This window comes from uncultured Ruegeria sp., assembly GCF_947504215.1.
Lineage (GTDB): Bacteria > Pseudomonadota > Alphaproteobacteria > Rhodobacterales > Rhodobacteraceae > Ruegeria.
This window is the reverse complement of record NZ_CANNGO010000007.1, coordinates 25,145-45,756: the sequence shown is the minus strand read 5'-3', so window position 1 is coordinate 45,756 and position 20,612 is coordinate 25,145. Positions and strand designations below refer to the sequence as shown.

Annotated in this window: 17 protein-coding genes; 14 read left to right on the top strand and 3 right to left on the bottom strand. The window is 54.1% G+C overall.

All coding sequences use genetic code 11. From position 1 onward, the window contains the following. Positions 1–16 precede the first annotated feature (16 nt). From Q1B21_RS13815 to Q1B21_RS13760, 12 genes are all read left to right on the top strand, one after another. Positions 17–439, top strand: coding sequence for a GtrA family protein (locus Q1B21_RS13815; protein WP_299890174.1), 423 nt, complete (start codon positions 17–19; stop codon positions 437–439). Continuing rightward, positions 436–2,079 (top strand): hypothetical protein, encoded by a 1,644-nt coding sequence (locus tag Q1B21_RS13810; RefSeq protein ID WP_299890172.1) that lies wholly within the window; start codon positions 436–438, stop codon positions 2,077–2,079. The genes Q1B21_RS13815 and Q1B21_RS13810 overlap by 4 nt, the downstream gene beginning before the upstream one ends. A gap of 106 nt (positions 2,080–2,185) precedes the next feature. Then, positions 2,186–2,992 carry a glucose-1-phosphate cytidylyltransferase gene (gene rfbF, locus Q1B21_RS13805; protein ID WP_298935030.1) on the top strand — a complete coding sequence of 269 codons (807 nt, stop codon included), beginning with the start codon at positions 2,186–2,188 and terminating at the stop codon, positions 2,990–2,992. A 7-nt stretch (positions 2,993–2,999) separates the two neighbouring features. Beyond that, on the top strand, positions 3,000–4,127 hold the full coding sequence (gene rfbG / locus Q1B21_RS13800; protein WP_299890169.1) for a CDP-glucose 4,6-dehydratase: 1,128 nt from the start codon (positions 3,000–3,002) through the stop codon (positions 4,125–4,127). Positions 4,128–4,151: 24 nt separating this feature from the next. Then, on the top strand, positions 4,152–5,366 hold the full coding sequence (locus Q1B21_RS13795) for an aminotransferase class I/II-fold pyridoxal phosphate-dependent enzyme (RefSeq protein WP_299890167.1): 1,215 nt from the start codon (positions 4,152–4,154) through the stop codon (positions 5,364–5,366). Then, on the top strand, positions 5,366–6,262 hold the full coding sequence (locus Q1B21_RS13790) for a class I SAM-dependent methyltransferase (protein WP_299890165.1): 897 nt from the start codon (positions 5,366–5,368) through the stop codon (positions 6,260–6,262). Before Q1B21_RS13795 ends, Q1B21_RS13790 begins: the two co-directional genes overlap by 1 nt. Before the next feature lie 75 nt (positions 6,263–6,337). Then, positions 6,338–7,300 carry an NAD(P)-dependent oxidoreductase gene (locus Q1B21_RS13785; protein WP_299890163.1) on the top strand — a complete coding sequence of 321 codons (963 nt, stop codon included), beginning with the start codon at positions 6,338–6,340 and terminating at the stop codon, positions 7,298–7,300. After that, on the top strand, positions 7,297–8,295 hold the full coding sequence (locus Q1B21_RS13780; RefSeq protein ID WP_299080189.1) for a glycosyltransferase family 2 protein: 999 nt from the start codon (positions 7,297–7,299) through the stop codon (positions 8,293–8,295). Before Q1B21_RS13785 ends, Q1B21_RS13780 begins: the two co-directional genes overlap by 4 nt. Before the next feature lie 6 nt (positions 8,296–8,301). After that, complete coding sequence (locus Q1B21_RS13775; protein WP_299890161.1) at positions 8,302–9,360, top strand: glycosyltransferase family 4 protein; 1,059 nt, start codon at positions 8,302–8,304, stop codon at positions 9,358–9,360. 78 nt (positions 9,361–9,438) lie between these two features. Then, positions 9,439–11,220, top strand: coding sequence for a hypothetical protein (locus tag Q1B21_RS13770; protein ID WP_299890159.1), 1,782 nt, complete (start codon positions 9,439–9,441; stop codon positions 11,218–11,220). 13 nt (positions 11,221–11,233) lie between these two features. Further along, on the top strand, positions 11,234–12,493 hold the full coding sequence (locus tag Q1B21_RS13765) for an O-antigen ligase (protein ID WP_299890157.1): 1,260 nt from the start codon (positions 11,234–11,236) through the stop codon (positions 12,491–12,493). A gap of 109 nt (positions 12,494–12,602) precedes the next feature. Continuing rightward, positions 12,603–13,805 carry a glycosyltransferase family 4 protein gene (locus Q1B21_RS13760; RefSeq protein WP_299890155.1) on the top strand — a complete coding sequence of 401 codons (1,203 nt, stop codon included), beginning with the start codon at positions 12,603–12,605 and terminating at the stop codon, positions 13,803–13,805. Positions 13,806–14,089: 284 nt separating this feature from the next. Here Q1B21_RS13760 and Q1B21_RS13755 read toward each other — a convergent pair whose 3' ends face one another. Beyond that, positions 14,090–15,037 (bottom strand): sulfotransferase, encoded by a 948-nt coding sequence (locus Q1B21_RS13755; protein ID WP_366525409.1) that lies wholly within the window; start codon positions 15,035–15,037, stop codon positions 14,090–14,092. 348 nt (positions 15,038–15,385) lie between these two features. Between Q1B21_RS13755 and Q1B21_RS13750 the strand changes: the two genes are divergently transcribed. Then, on the top strand, positions 15,386–16,693 hold the full coding sequence (locus tag Q1B21_RS13750; protein ID WP_298935018.1) for an oligosaccharide flippase family protein: 1,308 nt from the start codon (positions 15,386–15,388) through the stop codon (positions 16,691–16,693). A gap of 76 nt (positions 16,694–16,769) precedes the next feature. Then, the gene (locus tag Q1B21_RS13745) at positions 16,770–17,930 is read left to right on the top strand and encodes a glycosyltransferase family 4 protein (protein ID WP_299890150.1); all 1,161 of its coding nucleotides are present in this window, start codon (positions 16,770–16,772) and stop codon (positions 17,928–17,930) included. Between the two features lie 17 nt (positions 17,931–17,947). Here the strand turns inward: Q1B21_RS13745 and Q1B21_RS13740 are convergent, their stop codons facing one another. Together Q1B21_RS13740 and Q1B21_RS13735 are read right to left on the bottom strand one after the other, a co-directional pair. Then, positions 17,948–18,937 carry a glycosyltransferase family 2 protein gene (locus Q1B21_RS13740; protein ID WP_299890148.1) on the bottom strand — a complete coding sequence of 330 codons (990 nt, stop codon included), beginning with the start codon at positions 18,935–18,937 and terminating at the stop codon, positions 17,948–17,950. Between the two features lie 70 nt (positions 18,938–19,007). Continuing rightward, positions 19,008–20,543 carry a glycosyltransferase family 39 protein gene (locus Q1B21_RS13735; RefSeq protein WP_299890146.1) on the bottom strand — a complete coding sequence of 512 codons (1,536 nt, stop codon included), beginning with the start codon at positions 20,541–20,543 and terminating at the stop codon, positions 19,008–19,010. Positions 20,544–20,612 lie beyond the last annotated feature (69 nt).

The window sequence follows — 20,612 nt, the reverse complement described above, 5'->3', positions numbered from 1 at the left end:
TGAGCGAGTTATTGGAATGTCAGGACTAAGTCACTCTGGCGCATATCGCCCCACCCAGCAGAGGTGGCACCAAATCCTGCGATTCTTGGGTGCCGGTGTCGTAAATACGATGTTTGGCTACACCGTATTTGCGGGCCTTGTGTGGTCTGGTGCGCACCCTCAGTTGGCATTGGTGATACAGTTTGTTGTTGGCGTGCTTTGGAATTTTCAGGTGCATGGTCGCTATGTGTTCTATGTGCAAGGCTATGGTCGTCTGCCACATTATGCCGTGTCTTATGTTGTGATTTACGCCTTTAACGCCTTTCTTTTATGGGCTCTGTTGCAATTGGGCCTTGATCCCTATCTGGCTCAGGCCATTGCATTGGGGCCAACGGTTGTCTTGTCATACATACTGATCTCCCGCGCTCTGCACCCAAGCCTGCAGGAGATAACGCCATGACGCAGTCTGCAGATTCCATGCTGGATGCCGATCACCACAACGACACATCAGGCACTTCAGCCCGAGCGGTTTTTGGCAGCGTATTCACGCGCGTTCTGATTGCGGGTGTTCTGGTCATTTTGTTTGCAGCACTTTACGGGCGCATCATGGGGTATGGCTTGCGCCGAGACGAGTTGATGTTTGTGCCGCCAGCGGAATTACTGGGGTACTCAAGCCTTTACGGAGATTTCTTCTATAATCACGTCCCAAACTCAGCTTGGTTCTATCGGGGGTTTTATCTGATATTCGGAGGTGAGGGCCTTTTGGCATCCGCGCGCTTTGGCCAGTTCTGCGCCTGGCTTTTGCTGGCCTCAGGCGTAAGCTGGGCAACGTGGCGGATATCAGGTTCAGCGCTGTTGTCAGTGTTCTTTGTCGTGGTTTTGGTCGTCAACGAAACACTTCAAACCCAGGCCGGTATGGCCGCCAGTAACAACCTGTTGCCTTTGCCATTTGCGGCATGGGGCCTAGGGCTGTTTATTGTCGAAACACTACGGGACCGACCCCGCTTTGCTCAGTTGCTGATATCTGGTCTGCTCTTGTCTATTGCAGCAGGCCTAAAAGTCAGCGCGGTGATTTTCATCCCACCCGTCGCGGTCGCCGCTTTCCTGCTGCCGTGGCATCTGCCTTTTTCTGACCGGTTGCGTTCCGTCGTTCTGCCGGTGCTGATCGGCGGTTTGGTCGGCGCTTTGCCGTTGTTTTGGTATCTTGCCGCGGACCCTTCCGGGTTTTTGGCACATGTTTTGAAGTTTCATACCGGGCCACATATTGCTTATTGGCAGGCCAATGCAGCCTCAGAACCCGGTCTGGCCATGGGCTTGGGCAAAAAGATCCAGCTTGCTTATGCGACATGGTTCAGCGGTGCAGCCTTGATCGGCCTGATGATCTTGTTCTTTCTTGGCGTGCTCAGCGCAGCCAAATCGACACAAAAGCGTAACGGACTGGGTCAGATCCTTGTGGTTTTGGCGGTGCTTGGCATGACCGCACTGTTCAGCTTTGTGCCGACACCGGGCTTCCCACAGTATTACATCCAGCCTTTGATCGCGGTGCCTTTGCTTGCCGCTTTTATCTATCGCCTCTTGCCTGACGAAAAACGAGCGCAGGTTGTTCCGCTTTGTCTTGCAGGATTTGCATTGTTGTTCTTGCTGGGTGCCCCCCGGCTTGCCCCCGGGCTCCTTAGTCTGGCGAAGCCGGATAGCTTCACGTCGGCTCGGATCGCAAAAGGCGGGGCTGCCCTGCGCGACGCTGTCGCCGATAGCGCAACTCCTGACGGGCCGGTCGCAACATTTATGCCGCTTTACCCGCTGGAAGCACACCTACCTGTCTATGCTGAATTGGCGACCGGGCCATTTGCCTATCGCATCGCGCCTTACACCGACCCTGAATTGGCTCAGCAATACGTTATGGCCGGTGAAAAAGACCTGCCGGCACTGTTTGATTCCAATCCACCTTCAGCATTCCTATTAGGATATGATTCTGATCTTGAGGCCCCATTGTTGCGATATGCGAACGAAAATGGCTACGCTGCAGTGCAAAAAGACGGGTTAAACAACCGCTATGGCGAAGGTGTGATATACTTAAGACGCGCAGATGCGGCAGAATGACGACGGAGCAGCACCAAACCCGCTCATGACTCGTTGGCGGAAACACCCCGAGCTCCAACGTGAAAGTGTAGATTTTTGAAAAGGTTTATTTGAGGGAGTAGCACGAATGAAAACAATTCTTCTGGCAGGAGGGCTGGGTTCACGGCTCGCCGAAGAAACAGTCGCGATTCCAAAACCAATGGTCGAGGTTGGCGGCAGACCCATCATCGCGCGCGTTATGGATATTTACAGCCATTTCGGGCACCGCGACTTCGTCGTGGCCGCCGGATACAAGGCGCTGCTGCTGAAGCAGTTCTTTGCCAACTACCACCTGATTGCGAATAACATCTCAGTGGCTCTCGATACCGGAGAGTTGAAGCTGGTGCCATCTGCACCGGGTGGCTGGAATGTATCCGTGGTCGACACCGGGGCCCATACCATGACCAGCGGGCGCATCAGACGTTTGAAAGAGTGGATGAACCCGGGCGAGACTTTCATGTGCACCTATTCTGACGGTTTGGGTAACATCGACATCAACGCGCTGCTCGATTTCCACAAATCCCACGGCAAACTGGCAACGGTGACCGCCGTACAACCGCCTGCTCGGTTCGGGAATATCGAATTGAAGGGCGATCGTGTGGATGCGTTTACTGAAAAAGTACGCCGGCGCGAGACCTGGATTAACGGCGGGTACTTCGTGTTTGAACCGGGCGTCATGGACTACATGGTTGATGATACAGAACCATTGGAACAGTCGCCGCTGTCTCAGATGGCCCGCGACGGAGAGCTGATGGCATACCGCCATGACGGGTTCTGGCATCCGATGGACACAATCCGTGACCGCAACGCCCTGAACGCACTGAGCGAGGAAGAAACGCCTCCCTGGATGCAATTCGGTGAGCAAGCCTCGGCTGAATACCCGGTTGCAATTTGAGGGCAAAATGACGGCTCATGAGACTCAGATGTTCGGCGGCCAGTTTAATGGCCGCCGCGTCCTTGTGACGGGGCATAGTGGCTTTAAAGGAGGCTGGATGTCGCTTTGGCTGCAGCGCCTAGGGGCTAGGGTGACCGGTCTGTCGCTGCCGCCAGAGCCGGGACCGTCCTTGTACGAAGCCTGCGACATCGGCGCAGCGACCGATAGTCGTTTCGACGATATCCGGGACCCCGCCCAACTATCGGAAACACTGGCAGGGGTGGATGCCGAAATCCTGTTTCACATGGCGGCCCAACCGCTTGTTCGGAAATCGTATCGCGAACCGGCTGAGACATTTGCAACGAATGTTCAAGGCACGGCCAACGTCCTGGAAATCGCCCGTAAGATGCCGTCGCTAAAGGCGGTGATCGTGATCACCAGCGACAAATGTTATGACAATCGCGAGTGGGTTTGGGGCTATCGCGAAAGCGATCCTTTGGGTGGCAAAGACCCCTATAGCGCCTCGAAAGCTGCAACCGAACTTGTTGCACAGTCGTATGCGCATTCGTTCTTTTCCGACCCCAACGGTCCCAGGCTGGCAACTGTGCGTGCCGGGAACGTGTTTGGCGGCGGTGATTGGGGTGAAGACCGTTTGGTTCCGGATATCATTCGGGCATGGTCTAAGGGCGACCCGGTTGTGATCCGCAACCCGGCGAGCGTTCGACCTTGGCAACATGTGCTGGAGCCGGTCTCTGGCTATCTGCAGGTTGCCGAAAAAATGCTGACGGGTGGGCAAAACTATGCCGGGGCTTGGAATTTTGGCCCCGATGTCTCCAGCACCGTTGATGTTAGGCAGTTGGCCGACATGATCCAGCGCGCCTGGGGGGCAGGCGCGCCGGTGTTCGACTTCGCAGACCAGGTCTCCGACGCGCCACACGAGGCCGGCATTCTTCGGCTGGACAGCACAAAGGCGCAGACCCGGTTGGGCTGGCGCCCGCGCTTGACATTACAGGACGCAATCAATCTGACCGCAGATTGGTACAAGGCACATGCCACAGGCGGTAAAATGGCGCAGATCACAAATACGCAGATCGACCATTTTGAACGCCTGATATCATCAGTAGAACCAGACCGCCCGACGGTCGCAGCGCAGTAAGCGGCATTTTTAGGAGTAAGATTAATGAGAGTGAATTACGGGCAGACTGTACACGGCCAGGAAGAGATTGATGCCGTTGTTGAGGTTTTGAAGACATCTACCCAAATGGGCCCCAAAGTGCGCGAAATGCAGGAGAAAGTATCTACTCTGTTCGCCAAATCGCACGGGATTATGACCAATTCGGGTTCATCAGCAAACTATTTGGCGGTCGAAATTCTGGACCTGCCCAAAGGCAGTGAGGTTATCACGCCCGCGCTGACCTTTGCCACAACCGTTGCGCCTTTGGTGCGTCAGGGTCTGGTGCCCGCTTTTGTGGATGCCGCAGAAGGCACCTACAACATCGACGTGGATCAAATCGAACGGATGATCACGTCGAATACGTCTGCCGTTATGATCCCATCGCTGATCGGTAACCTGCCTGATTGGCGCAAGATACGCGAGTTGGCGGATGCACATGGATTGAAAGTGATCGAGGACAGCGCCGATACGCTGGGCGCCACGATGGAAGGCGTCAGTACCGGTAAATACTCTGACATTTCGACCACCAGCTTTTATGGCAGCCACGTCATCAACGGCGCAGGCAACGGCGGTATGCTGTGTGTGAATGATGACGAGCTTGCTCGCAAAGCGCTGCTAATGCGGTCCTGGGGGCGCAGCTCATCGCTGTTTGTGGAATCCGAGGCTATTGAAAACCGCTTTAACGTACAGTTGGATGGCATTGAATATGATGCGAAATTCCTGTTCGAAGCGCTAGGATATAACCTGGAACCCTCGGAAGTGAGTGCGGCGTTCGGGTTGGTGCAACTGGGCAAGCTGGACAACAACATCAAGGTTCGCGAAGAGGCATATGATGCCCACCGTGCGTTCTTTGCGCAGTACGAAGAGTGGTTCATTCTGCCGGAACAACTGCCGGGCTCTCGTACAGGTTGGTTGGCCTTCCCGCTGACCATCCGCGAGAACGCACCATTCACGCGGCGCCAGTTGCAGATTTTCCTGGAAACATCCGACATCCAGACCCGCCCGGTCTTTACCGGCAACATTCTGCGCCAACCGGCTATGAAAGGTTTGGAGTATCGCAGCGATCCAGCGGGCTACCCGGTATCGGATTCGGTTATGCGAGGCGGTATCCTGTTGGCGTGTCACCATGGCCTGACCCAGCCTCAGATCGACTATATGCATGAAAAGGTGACTGAATTCTTGGCCCCTCATGCTGCCGGTCTCTCGCGGGAGGCATCCTGATGCCACTGGCCCCGACCGAGGCGATCAAGGATCTGATCCGGGACGACTTCAAGCAAGGGTCTGGCCCTTGCGCCGTCAACGGCGGGGTGCCGGTTTTTGTACGCTATGAAGACTCGGTCATTGAGCCGCCTAAACCAACGGATATCGAGGTTGAATCCCAGATCCACCGACCAGCGTATCGTGGCCCGATCAAGTTCCTGAAACGATTAGCTTCGCCGATCAAGCAGGTCACTTTGCGTAACGTGGATCGGTTTGTGTCCGAGATGAAGGCACTAAACCCAAACCCTCGTGTTTTGATCGTGGGCGGCGGCAGCGTTGGGCAGGGGATGGGAAAACTGTATGACGATCCCAAAGTCCAGATCTTTGCCTTTGACATCTATCAGTCGCCGAATATTCAGTTCGTGGCGGATGCTCATGACATTCCGATGCAGGATGATGTCTTTGACGGTGTGGTCGTTCAGGCTGTGCTGGAACATGTGCTTGACCCGCGCCAGGTGGCGTCCGAGATTCACCGGGTGCTGAAACCAGGTGGTCTGATCTATGCGGAAACGCCTTTTCTCCAGCAGGTACACGAAGGCCCTTATGATTTCACGCGGTTCACCGAAAGCGGGCACCGCTATCTGTTCCGCGCGTTCGAACGCATCGACTCGGGGGCCAGTGCCGGGCCGGGCGTGCAATTCATGTGGTCCGTGGACTATCTGTTTCGGGGGTTGTTCCGGTCGCGCACGGCAGGAAAAGTGGCCAAGCTTTGCGTTTTCTGGGCGCAGTACCTCGACCGTCTGATCCCGGAACCTTATCGGGTTGATGGCGCAAGTGGGGTGTTTTTCCTGGGCCGGAAGTCCGACACTGTGTTGAAACCAAAAGAGGCCGTTACGCACTATCAAGGCGCACAATAAGATTGCGACGATAGCGCAGGCAGAGATGGGTATGTTTAGACATTTGGGACATTATTGGCGCCCGGACAAGACGTTATGATGCGTGTTCTGGTTACTGGCGCAAACGGTTTCATCGGCTCTCATCTGGTGCGCGCATGCGCTGCCCGTGGGGATCATGTGACCGCACTTGTGCGGCCGACAGCGTCTACGGACCGGTTGGGTGAAATGTCGTCAGCCGTTGATTTGCGCCGAGTAGACCTGACCACCAGCACAGACATCCAGAACGCGTTCGATGATTGTCGGCCCGATTTGGTGTTTCACGCTGCAGCCAGAACCCGCATTCCGGCTGTCGCAGATTTGTCTGACGCTGCCGACAGCTTACATGAAAACGTCCAGAGTCTTTTGAACGTTTTGCACGCGTCGGCGAGTTGCGCAGCACCTCCGGGTGCATTTGTCCGGCTGGGAACGATTGCGGAATACGGTGAAAACCCTGTTCCATACGTCGAAACGCAGTGTGAAAAGCCGCGAGACAGCTACGGTACGTCAATGCTGACCGGCACCAAGTACCTTGAGATGCTCCAACCTCGGTTGCCGTTCCCGGCAGTCACCGCGCGCCTGTCCTTGACCTATGGGCCGGGACAGACGGGGCAGCAGCTTGTTCCCTATCTCATCGACAACCTGCTGAACCATCGCACCGCGCAAATTGGCAGACCGGAAGATGCACGGGATCTGATCCATGTGGATGACGTTGTGCGTGGTTTGCTTCTGCTGGGTTCTGATCCATTGGCAGCAGGACCAGTCGTAAACATCAGCACTGGCATCCCAACCAAGGTCCGCGAAGTTGCATTGATCTTGCAGCGATTGACCGAAACACCCGCAGCACTGCTGCAATTTGGCACGGCAAGCGGCCCGGCAATCGACTTGATAAACCATCCGGGATTGATGAAATCCTGCTATGACTGGGCGCCAAAAGCGGCCTTAGAAGAAGGTTTGAAGACCACGGTAGATTGGGCCAAGCGGCATACTCCCGGCGTCAAAGTCACAGGACAGGTAACATGACACTCGTTTCAATCCTCATTCCTGCCTACAACGAAGAAGAAAACGTGCAGATGGCCTATGACCGGGTCATCGCGGTGTTCGACGGTTTGGACGGGTACGAGCCCGAGATCATCTTTACCGACAATCATTCCGAAGACCGAACCTATGAGATTCTGTCCGAAATGGCGGCAGCCGATCCGCGCGTCCGGGTCATCCGGTTTGCCCGGAACATGGGATATCAGGCCTCGGTCTTGACAGCATATCGCTCGGCCAATGGAGCTTGTGCTGTTCAATTGGATTGCGACATGCAGGATCCGCCCGAGCTGATCCCTCAGATGCTGGACCTGTGGAGACAGGGGAACCACGTTGTGTATGGCATCCGCCGCAGCCTGCCAGACGGACCGGTTGTGGCGGCCGCGCGCCGTGGTTTCTATGCGCTGATTGACATGATCAGCGACGATGATTTGCCGCGAAACGCGGGTGAGTTTCGTCTGACGGATCGACGCATCCTGGATGAGCTGCGCCGCGTCGATGATCGATCACCCTATGTTCGGGGTCTGATCAGCGGTATGGGGTTCAATCAAGTTGGGTTCGAATATGACCGTGCGGCGCGCACTGCGGGGGAATCGAAATTCCCTTTCCGCGCGATGCTGTCACTGGCCGTAGATGGGCTGATCAACCATTCGCTTTTGCCTCTGCGTCTGGCCTCGATGATCAGTTTGACGGTTGGGCTTTCAATGTTCCTGCTGATGGTCGGTTATCTGATCGCCAAGGTTGTCTTTGGCCATGACTGGCCTGCGGGTTTTGCGACAACGACCATCCTTTTGCTGCTGTCGATGACGCTGAACGCCATGTTCTTGGGTATCCTGGGCGAATATATCGGGCGCATCTTCTTGCAGTCCAAGGACCTGAACCGGCCAATCATTGAACATGAGCTTAATCGACCCGGTCCGAATGACCAGACGGCTGCGCCGCTGCGCGAGGCCGAAGAGCCGCGCAAGAAGATGTCAGGATAGTCCCGCGTGAAGCTGTTGATCATTCAGGGCGGGTTCGGGGCAGGGGGAGCTGAGAAGATTGTCTCGATATTGGCTGCGCACCGATTGGAGCGTGGAGACGAGGTACACGTCGCGGGCCTGACCATGCCCGAGGCTGGATCGTATTTCCCTTATCCAGACGACGTGACCTTGCATGTGGCCGACGCGAATGGCGGGCAGTTGGATCGGTTTCGCCATATTCGCAAGGTGGTTCAGGACGTCTCGCCGGATGTGGTTGTCACCTTTCTGACGAAGATCAATGTTCTGACGCTTCTGGCGACATTGGATCGGCCTACGCCGGTGATTATTTCCGAGCGCAATAACCCGCGTGCGCAATCTGCCCATCCGTTGTGGCGCCACGCCCAAAACCTGCTGGCCCGGCGTGCATGCACGGTGGTCATGCAAACGCAAAGAGCCAGCGAAGACCTGCCACGAGCGATCCAGCGCAAGGCGCGGATCATTTCCAATCCCTGCTCCTTGCCGGCCGGCGCCCGCGAGCATTTGGGCACTGGGACAAGTAACCTGGTTGCGGTGGGGCGACTGGACCGGCAAAAAGGGTTCGATTTGCTGCTTGCGGCGATGCCCAAGATTCTGAAAGGCAATCCGCAGGCGCGGCTGACCATTTATGGTGAGGGGCCAGAGCGAAAAGCGCTGGAAGCTCAGCGAGATCGTCTGGATTTGACGGATGTTGTTTCACTGCCGGGTCCAAGCCCGGCGCCGGGGGAATGGATGGATGGCGCGGATATCCTGGTGTTCCCATCCCGCTACGAAGGGTTTCCAAATGTGCTGGCCGAAGCAAGCGTTACGGGCCTGCCCATCGTCTCATTTGACTGCCCCTATGGGCCGCGCGAATTGATCCGGCCAGAAGAGAATGGCCTTTTGGTCCCGTTGGAAGATGTCGACGCATTGGCGCAGGCGGTGCTTCGGTTGTCCAATTCTCCTGAGTTGCTACAACGAATGCGGGATGCGGATATGGAAAGCCGGGTCTGGCTGGCACCAGACAACATTCTTGCAGAGTGGGACGAAACAATCGACGATGCGGTCTAAGGCCCTGAAAGCGCCGAGAGACAGAGAAGGTCAGACCGGGTGAATATCTCGAACACTATACCGGACAGGACCAGCGAAATGCAGCTGGATGAGGATCAGGTCGAACGTCTTGGTCTGGTCGGCGTTCGTGCAATCGTGCGACGCAATCTGGTCCTGTTTCTGTCGGTGTTTGCGGCGATCATGTTGGTTGCTGTTTTGGTCGTCATGTTCAAGGACAGACTATACGTCACCGGATCCGTCATTGTTCTGGATGACCGCAGGGTCACGATCCGGGCGGACCTTAGGCCGATCGCGAACCTCGAGGTCGCGCTGTCGGAAATGCAGACCGAGGTGGAAATTATCCGCTCCCGGGACTTTGCTGAGAAAGTCGTCAAGCGATTGGGGCTTGATGAAGACCCAACCTATAATCCGCTTTTGATGCGCGGCCTTGCTGACGCATATTCGCCCATTGAAAACCTGACAGAAACAACGTCTAAACTGCTGGAAAGCTATGTCGTTTCACCTTACCGAAACACGCTGGGGATCGGGATTCAGGTTCACGACACGAACCCAACCCGAGCCGCCCATATCGCCAACGAGATCGCGCGGACTTACATTGATCTGACGCTCGAGATTCAGCAAAGCAGCGCGCATGAGAAAATCGACTTGCTTGTTGATCGAATGGGCGAGTTAGAGGAAGAAATTTCCGGCATCGAAACTGAGTTGTCCAACCTCATCCTCTCCAATCAATTGGATGACGACGTTGAAGGCACCGCCCTGTCTGCCGAGCTTCGAAATGTTTTGGTCCGATTGCGGTTCTTATCTGAAAGCGATGCACCCCAATCCGAGATCGAGCAGCTTGAACAGCGCGCGGAACGCGTGCAAGCGCAGCTTGAGCAACGTTCGAAAGCGGCGCAAGAGCGTATAACGTTGGAACAACGGCTTGAAGATCTATTGGCCCGACGCCAGATTCTGTTTCAACGCAACCGTGATCTGGCGGTTCATGCCGGATTGATGGAACCTTTGGCGCGTCAGATTTCAGTCGCGCAGCCGCCGCTTGAACCTGCGCTTCCAAACCGAAATACGGTTCTGGCCGGCAGCTTTGCCAGCGCGCTGGTCATTGCGTTCATTTGCATCCTTCTGCGGGAAATGCTGAACAAGCGGCTGTTCGTCCGCCGGTCCGTTCACCCTGCGCTTGGGCTGCAAGGGGCATTGGCCTTTCCTCAGTTTCCCCGCGCGGCGCGCCACAGCATTTCCGAACTGATCGCATTGTTCGATCAACGCATGCCACCCGACCCTCGGGCCGAAGGCGCCCGGCATGTTTTGTCGGTTCTGATGGATCGGTTGTCGCAGGACGGCTCGGCACGGATGGTGATTACCTCGTCCTCACAAACCGACCAATCCGCCTTTGTCACTCTGTGCCTGTCTGTTTCCGCGGCCAAGGACGGCTTGCGTGTCTTGCTCATAGATATCGATCCGACGGATGACCCCTCGGTCGCGGACCTGTTGCCTCGCGCTAGGTCCCAATACGGCTTGCCGCTGTTGTTGGGCAACGCATTGTTGATGACACAAGAAACAGTCGAAATCGCAGACAAGGTCAAATACGTGAGACCCTCGGTTGATGATCAGGTGCCTGTCGATCTGTTCGATTCACACAACATGTGGTCCGGGACAGCGGCGTTGAGCGATTTGTATGACCAAATAGTTATTCTCGTTCCTCCCATCACCGAAAACGCAGTACTTGGCCGGTTGCTCTCCTTTACGGACAACGTGGTGTTTATCACCCGTGACCAGTCGTCCGGTGTCGAGGAAATTGTCCGCTCATTGGAAAAGCTAAGGCAATTGAATCTAGAGCCGACAAAGCTTGTGAATTTCGGATAGGCACGGTCGGATCATGTTTAAATCTGTCAACGAACACGTCATCCGAACGCACACAAAGCCGGAAACACGAATTGAATTTGTACTGGTTGCGATCGCGGTCTTTTTCTCGCCGCTGAACTATTTTCGACCGGGGTTCGTGTTTTTTACACTTGGAGATTTCTTCATTCTCCTGGCCTTTTTCGTGGTTTTGTTCAAAGGACGCCTGCCGCTTCGCCCGCTGGGATCGGCCTCAACCCTCTGGTTCGCATCAGTACTGACTTTTCTGGCGGGCTTTGCCGCGGCATCGATCATCAATGGTGATGCGATGGCGGGTGCGTTGGGGCTTATGCAGTACTGTTTTTCCTTTGTGCTTCTGCCCTGGATCATCCTGAGACGCTCACGGAAAGAAACAGAGACGCTGATTTTCCTTTTTGTCCTTTCTATTGCGCTGGCGATGGTCCATGGCGCTTACTACGTCAACTTCGTCCCTGGTCGAAACGATTTTGTAAGCGGAAATGGGCGTCTCAGCGGCTTGTTCGAGAAGGAAAATGAATCAGGGGTTCTGGCAGCACTATCACTGGTGTTTCTTGTGTGGTTGCGGGGTGTACATCGCGTGACAACTCTGGGTGCAATCTTACTTTTCTTACCAGTGACTTATGGGGTGCTACTGACAGGATCAAATACAGCTTTCTATTTGTGTATCGTAGGCGTCACGCTTTTTGTTTTGCTGACCGGATCGGTGAAAGCAACCGTTGGTCTGACAATCGGTGTCGTCCTCTTCTTCATCGCGGCTGTGCTGTTTGGTGAGTTTTTCCTGCCCGAAGTGTTTCAGGAGCGCGTGTTTTCGGCGGTTCGTAACGCCGACATCAGTGAGTCCGGGACCATTGATGACAGGTTGTTTCTGGTACAGGAATCCATGAAGTTCGGAAATGAAACGCTTTGGTTGGGATATGGCATCGACCAATACGAAGAAAAAAGTGCAATCGGCGCACCTGTGCACAATGCTTATTTACTGACTTTGACAGAAGGCGGCGCCGTTTCTCTTGTGGGTTTGGCTGGATTGTTTGCTTCCGGAATCTACGTGATCTGGCGCTACAAGATGATGATGGGTGGGGCGAAAGACACAGCACTGGCTGTTACAATTCTGATGATGCTGATGATGGTTCTGAATACATCGCCCCATTTCTACGCCCGGTTCTGGCTGGTGCCGTGGATGCTGGGCTTGTCAGTTTGTCTGACTGGGCGGGAAATCAAGCTTCCCTTGGTTGGGCGGCCTTTGAGACGGGCTCAGTGACGTGTTGACATTGGTCATCAGCCAGCACAATTTCGGGCGTATTTTGTTTAAGATGTTGATTGATTTTCGACCGCGTGGATTGGATAGCAAGTGACTGGAGTGTGTTGTATTGCAATCACTTGAACCCCGAAAAACCGGACAAACTAAACCTGTTCGCAAGATTGCAGTTGTTGCCAATCTGACATCTTCGCTGGTCAATTTCCGCTATGATCTGTTGCGTGAAATGTCGATGCGGGCCGAGGTAATTGCCTGTGGTCCGGAACGCCACGCGCCCAGCGAGGCCGCGCTTCGAGACATCGGCGTCAAGTTTGTAGAATTTCCAATGTCCCGCACTGGTATGAACCCAATCGAAGACATTGGAACGGTGCGCGCGTTAAAGCGCATATTCCAAGACTTTGAGCCGGATACTGTTTTTGCCTACACAATGAAGCCAATCATCTATGGATGCCTGGCCGCACGACTGGCGCGTGTGCCGCGAAAATATGCGATGTGCACAGGCTTGGGCTATGTGTTCAATGCCCAGAATACCAGCCTGAAACGACGGCTGGTCCGCGTACTTTCATCTAACCTGTACCGGTTTTCACTGAGGGGTGTTGACGAACTGCTGGTCTACAACAAAGCCGATGAAGAAGAGTTTCAGGCCCGTGGGATGGTCAGTGCAGGCACAGAGTTGAGCATCGTGCCGGGGTCTGGGGTGAACCTGACGAAATACGCGCATGCAAGCCCACCCGAAGGGCCACCTGTGTTCTTGATGATCTCCAGACTTCTAAAAGAGAAGGGTGTTTTTGACTTTGTCGAAGCAGCGCGTCTGCTAAAGCGCAAACGCCCTCAGGTCCGGTTTCAGCTGTTGGGGCCGATGGATGCCAATCCAGACTCGGTCGGTCAGCGTGAGATAGACACCTGGACGCGTGAAGGTGTCGTTGAATATCTGGGCGAGACAACAGATGTTCGCCCCTATTTGAAAGACTGCTCGGTCTTTGTTTTGCCCTCGGCCTATCGAGAAGGAATACCGCGGACAATCCTTGAGGCGATGTCGACCGGACGCGCTGTCGTAACCACGGACGCGCCGGGGTGCTCTGACCCGGTCATCGAAGGCGAAACGGGTTTCGTCGTACCGATGCGCAACCCGCAAGCGTTGAGCAAAGCAATGGCAAAATTTTTGGACCAACCCGATTTGGTTTCGCAGATGGGGCAAGCCGCGCGCATACGCGCAGAAGCTGTATTTGATGTGCGGCGCGTCAACACAATTCTGCTTAGGAAAATGGGGCTGCTGCGGCAGCAAGAGCAGCTGGCGCCAACTAAGATCAGCTGACATATCTTCAGATTTTTACCACTTGTAGTGAGGTGTGCCGGGTACAGAGCGTTGCCCAGCTCGTATGAAATAATCTCTGTTTTTCAGTATTTTGGCAAAAAACTATAAAACCTACGGGATTCCCCTAATACCCGTCATGCAGATGCTTTGATAAGTTGGGTTCAACCACAGATAAATACCGGTGAAGCCTTAGGGCACTATCACTCACTCGGAAGAAATGACCAGCATTTGGGGTGCTGGTCATTTGCCTTTTTGGGGTACCGTTTTGAAGAGACGACTGGGTCTCAGCGCATACTGTCTGGCAATTGGTAGCCGTAGTCTTCAAGTGGCAGACCCGTAAGGTCTTTGAGGATCGCATTGGACTCCGCAAAGGCCCCTTCGAACTGCGCCGCAGCATGCCTTGCCATACGGGTTTCCAATGCCTGATCCAGTGCGTCCGGGAAAACGCGACTTAATGGCCCGCTCAACTTTCCAAACCGTCGTGTGGCGTAAGGAAAAGGGATCACTGCCCCGGTACTGAGCTGATTGTTACTGAAAACGCGGTTCACCCCGCGTTGCAACAGCTGAAAACTTTGCGAGCGTTTCGTGTTTGTCTTAACGAACTTCCGTTTCGGCGCTGCGACACCTAACGAGCTGCACAAGCTGGACACAAATGCATCTGAATCTCGAACGAACTGCTCGTAGGTGAGACCGTGTACGCGATCAGCGCCAAATAGGTTTTGGTAGTATCGGAAAAGCCTATCATATCTATAAAAGTCAGGGGTAAACATCGGGACCCGGCGCATCATGGGTTCGATCTGTGCGATGTAACCTTTGAAAGACTTGTGACCGCCGTCCGTAATGTACTGGCTGTACATAGACAGAATACTGGACAGCTGTTCCCGGAAGACGATGAGGACATGGGCTTCGGGGAAGGTTTGCTTCAGGCGTTGCGCGATCAACGGGCTGTCGAATCCACCCGAAGCTGGGTAGCCCGAGAACCGCTCGTGCGAGAAGACCGAGATTTTTTCCGATTTGTGCGAAGCGTCAAGAAAATCCGCGTATTGTTCACGAACTGCAGATGAATCAAAGGTCAGCGGCTGCGGCAACACGAATCTGTTTGAAAGGACGAATTTTCGTTCCTCTGGCGGGCTTGCAAACGGACCATCAGACGTTGAGAACAACTGTTTCTGCAACGCGGATGTAGCGGTCTTGTGGTACCCAATGTGGAGGAGAACTTTTGCTTGTTCCATATAGCGTTAATTAATACCCAAACTCGATCGACCACCTAGTACCCGCACCCTAGTGGGATAAGCTACCGCGTTCTTCCACCCTGTTTTGGAAGGGCCCCAACTACAATTTCGCATGTTCAAAACCGGTTTCCCAAAACAGGACTGGATTTCCCTATCAAACTGCGCTTTCGTAAAACGATACAAGCGTAAAAAACAAAATGATAGAAGTAGGGGCGGATAGAATCGCCAAAAATTAGAGTTTGACGAGTTATGAAAGGTATTTGACCTGAGACGAGTACCAAAGTTTTTTTGCACCATGTTGTCTTTGGGTGCCCGGGTCAACGCCCGGAATTACCGCAGCCAAGAACTATGACCCAGTTTGATGCCAGATCTCTGATTGGGCGGCTTGCCAAGAACATGTCATGGCTGTTCTTGTCCCAGATACTGATCGCAGTGTTTGGCCTGGCGACCCTGATCATCACCGCGCGTGCGGTGGGTCCTGCTGCGGTGGGAATTTTGGCGTTAGTAGATGCCTATGTGCAGGTGTTGGACCGGCTGTGCCGATTGGAGCCTTGGCAGGCGGTGATCAAATACGGCAGTGATGCCCTGACCGAGGATGATACCCATCGTTTTGGTCACCTGATCAAACTGTCGATCGTCATCGACATCATTGGCGGCATTTTGGCGGGAACAGTTGCGATATTGCTAGCGCCAACTGTGGCCCCGATGATTGGACTGCCCGAGGATATCGGAGCGTCTTATATCGCCTTGGTCGCGATTGGGCTGATTTTCTCTCTGCGCCCAACCGGCATCGCGGTGCTTAGAATTCATGACAGATTCGATTTGTTGGCGATCTCGGATATGGTCGTGGCCGGGCTGCGCCTTGTTGGAACAATCATCGTATTCCTGCTGGATCTCGGCCTTTGGGCGTTTCTGGCTTTAATGCTGATGCATCAGATCCTAACTGGCCTCGTGGCCTTTTTCATCGCCTTACGGGAACTGCAACGACGGGGCGTGCGCGCCTTTATGTCCTTAAAGCTAAGCACCGCCCTGAAGCAAAATCCCGGATTTCTGCGGTTCTTGTGGAACTCGAACTTCAACGTAGTCCTCAGGCAATCGACACAACGGTTGGACGTTTTGGTTGTGGGTGCGCTGCTCGACGTGACATCGGTGGGTTTTTACCAGGTTGGCAAACGGATAATGACCAACATCGTGCGCATTGGCGGCCCCATCCGACAGGTCCTTTACCCCGAAATGACGCGGCTTTGGTCAGCTCAGAAGCATGATCGCTTCTGGAAGCTGGTTCGCTACATCTCGATGCTGATGTTTGGGGTATCTTTGGCCATCTCGATCCCTCTGGCATGGAAGATGTCTGATCTGGCCGTCTTGTTGTTTGGTGCCGAGTTTCAGGGCGCCGCGCCTGTTATGACAATTTTGATGTTTGCGGCGGTGATCTACCTGGGCGGCTTGGCACTGAACCCGGCGCTGTTGAGCATGGGGTTGGATCGGGCACTGGTGCGCACAACCATGATGGCGACAGGTGTTTTTGCGCTTTCTTTCATACCGCTTTTATTTGTTCTGGGAATTGAAGGCGTCGCCTTTGCCCATGTCATATTTAACATCGTCTGGACGACTGGCTGCATTTTGGCGATCCGGTCCTATCCTGCTCCGAGATAGAGGTCTATAACACACCCATAGTATCGCGACATAAAGCTCGAAATTTACCAGTGACTTACGATTAACGAGAAGAATAATGACCAAACGTATCCTTTTCCCTTTCGAGGGAGACACCGTAATCGGCGGAAGCCATGTCTCGGCCATGAAACTGGCCGCTGGTTTAGACAGATCAAAGTATGAACCCTACATTCTGGTTCACTACAAGGACGGGCTGGCCGGTGAATACGCGCGGTCTCTCGGGTTAGACTATGAGGTGTTGGAGAAACCCGCCCTAATGTCACCGGGGCAAATCAGCTATGACGGAGATTGCGGGCCGGCGAAGTACCTGCTGTCAAGTGTACCGCAGTTCATTTCGGTCCTGAACCGGATCAAGCCGGACATCGTGCACACCAACGAAGGGCGGATGCATTCGAATTGGGCTTTACCGACGAAACTGTCAGGGCGCAAGCATATCTGGCATCATCGACAGGACCCCACAGCCTTTGGGATCAACAAACTGGCCCCGGTCTTGTCGGACCACATCATCAGCGTCTCTCATTTCTCCAAACCCAGCAAGCCTGTACGGTCGGTGGACAAGAAGTTCACCGTTATCCGCAGCCCGTTTGACTTTAGCCCCAATCCACCGGACCCCGCGGCGGCTCGAAAAGAGGTACTCGAAGAAATGGGGTTGCCGGATGATGCCTTGCTGCTGGGGTATTTTGGAAACTTCGTACCCCGCAAGCGCCCGGATCATTTTGTAAAGGCTGTAGCTGCGATCCAAAAGCGCATGCCAGACGTTCCTGTCCACGGCTTCCTTTTCGGTAGCGTTGTCGATCGTGGAAATGCCTTGGACCAAGTATGCACGGACTTGGCCGCCGAGGCGTGGATGGACAAACAAATTCATATGATGGGATTCCGCCAACCGATTGATGGCTATATGGCAGCGATGGATGCAAATCTGGTGACCGCACTGGATGAACCGTTCGGGCGCACCCTGATCGAAACCATGTATCTGGGCACACCAGTTGTTGCGACACGACATGGCGGCAATATCGAAGCGATTGTTGATGGCGAAAACGGCTTTTTAGTCGATCCGTTTGATGCCGAAGGTTTTGTGGAACCTGTCATGCGTTTGCACCAAGATGCGGATATCCGGGCCAAGATTATCAACGCCGGGCAGCGCCACGCCCGCGAGAATTTTGGTATGGCGATCCATATCGATGGTGTCTGCAGGATCTATGACCAGCTGCTAAACTGACTGTCAATGCGTACAGACTAGGATTTGGGCGTATTCGCCGTACCTGGAAACTGCAGATAGGATAAGCGCCGGATTTCACGGCGGCCCCGTGCCAACGAGTCCAGGATCAAAGCGCATACAACCGACAGCATGGACGCGACAAATCCCGAAACAGCAACCAGCAATGACGGTATCCGGTTCACCAGACCGGTTTCCAGATACTCGACCAAAACCGAAAGAAAAACCCACAATGAGGGCAGAAAGAAGATGTATGCCAACGACAGAAAGAAGGTCATTGGCTTTTCTTCTTTGATCAAAAAGCTGATCATCTTGAGGATGCGCCACCCATCTCTGAATGTCGAAAGCTTGGAGCTAGAGTCCGGCAGGCGAGAGAAGTAGTTGGTCTCTACCTCTCCGATCGGCATACGCATTTGCATCGCGTGAACCGTCAACTCGGTTTCTATTTCAAACCCGTTCGACAATGCTGGAAAACTCTTGACAAAGCGCCGGCTGAAAACACGGTAGCCGGACAGAAGGTCGTTGATTTTGTTGCTGAAAAAGAGCTTCACCAACCCGCTGAACAAGGCATTGCCAAATTTATGGCCTCGACGATATGCTTCGCTTTCTTTGTTCACGCGTGCGCCGCTCACCATGTCTAAATTCTGAGAAACAAGCAGTTGCACCAACTCAGGCGCGGCGGCACTGTCATACGTCGCATCGCCGTCCGCCATGACGTAAACATCCGCGTCGACATCCGCGAACATCCGGCGTACAACGTTACCCTTGCCTTGCAACGCTTCGGTGCGCACCGTCGCCCCGGCTTGCTGTGCGACACGGATCGTGTCATCGGTCGAGTTGTTGTCGAAGACGTAGATAGTGGCATTCGGCAATGCCTGGCGAAACTGAGCAACCGTTTCTCCGATTGCAACAGCCTCGTTGTAGCAAGGCAGAATAACAGCGATTTCCAACCCTTGCAGGTCTGGCAACGCCGACGCGTTACCTTTGAAATCGACTGTGCTCTGGCTCATGAGCATAGCATGTCCTCAAGTCCTTCATTCAAGGCGATTGTAACTTGAGGACAAGCCCGCGAGCACGCAGTTAATTCATGTTGGAGCGTAAAAGAGTGCCATCTGTTGTCTGAACAACCTGTTTCAGGTTCAGTTCTTCGGTCAGTTCTTGTTGTGTGGGCAGATAAAACCGCCAGGTCACCTCGTCGAAGTAAGCGACTACAGCTTTGCCTTGCGCAAGACCTTCACGCATCTCTGTTAAGGTTTTGTTGTAGGGGCGTCTGGGGTGTTCTTTACCGGTGCGGCGATCAAACTTCATTGGCAACCATGTCGTCCCTTTGCCCGTCAGTAGGTGCACGACGTCGGGTGCATTGGTGTAGACAAATACGTCGGGCTCCAAATTGTTGATCTCAGACACCAAAGGTGACTGAAACCATTGAGGGCCTGAGAAGAATATGCCTTCGCTGCGGAAGTTGGAAATCAACGTGCCGGTTCTGACAACGTTCGACGCCAGAACCAGCGCTCCAAAAACCAGCAACCCGGTTCCAAGCAGAGCCTGCGCGCGCGTCTTTCCGTCCTCGCGCAACATCACACTGTATTGTGCGCCAATCACGACGATCAACACATACACCGGCGCAAAGTATGAGGGCTTAAGCGGCAGGTTCGGCTCGATCAAGATCGACAGCAACAACAACGCGAAATGGCCAAAAATGTAGACCGCTGATATCAGAGGGAAAGCAACAAGTCTTGCGTTGGGCTGCGAAACATCCATTGCAAATACGTGTCGTTCAGCCCCATACCAGACAACGGCTGCCAGAAGGCCAATCAAAGCAAGCGCGGCTGCGGCTTTCACAAACCCGGGCACTACGCTGGGGAAAAAGGAAACCCAGATCGAATTTGCGCCTTGCATCAAAATGCCAATGGTTGCGTTGCCAAGGAATCCAAATTCACGCCCCAGCCCTGTACCACCAGTTCTGGCTTCGATCACAGACCACAGAAGCAGTGGAGCAGCGACAACGGCAACAAAGGCGAGCGCGTGCAATACGCGGGTTTTCGTATTTCCTGGGCCGAGAAAAAACGCCGTCAAGACCCCCACAACCCAAACTGGTGCGCCATTAAAGCGTGTTAGGAAGACCAAGACCGAGACAAGTCCCGCGAAAAGCAAGAAACGAACCGATCCTGTTCCCGCGTAGACACTAAGTAAGGTCAACGCGGCAACGAGAAGAAAAATGAACATCGCCTCGGACAGAACAGTGACATGCAGTTCAAACACTAGCGGCGATGTTAAAACCAGAACCGCCGACAAAACGGCGATGAGGCGAGTTGCACCAAACCCACGCACAAGACCATATACTGTGAGGGCGGTCAGGATTAAAAATGCAACGTTCAAAATTGTTGCGGCGGCGATGCTGTCCAGACCAAACGCAGAAACAATATCGATCGCCCAGACATATCCCGGGGAATTGCCCTGCAAAAAGTATGGGAAACTCAGGTAAAATGCGGAATCCGGACGGATACCGATGCCCCACGGGGTCGCTGCGACAAACATGAGTATGGAGACCGCTGCGATGCAGCCGCACCAAAGTACATCCGGTCGGGCCAGTCTGTTCGAACGGACGGTATTCACGACCGACCTCCTTCAATACTCGTCAACAAATAACGCGTTACACTTTTCATGATACTCTTTTTTGTCTGG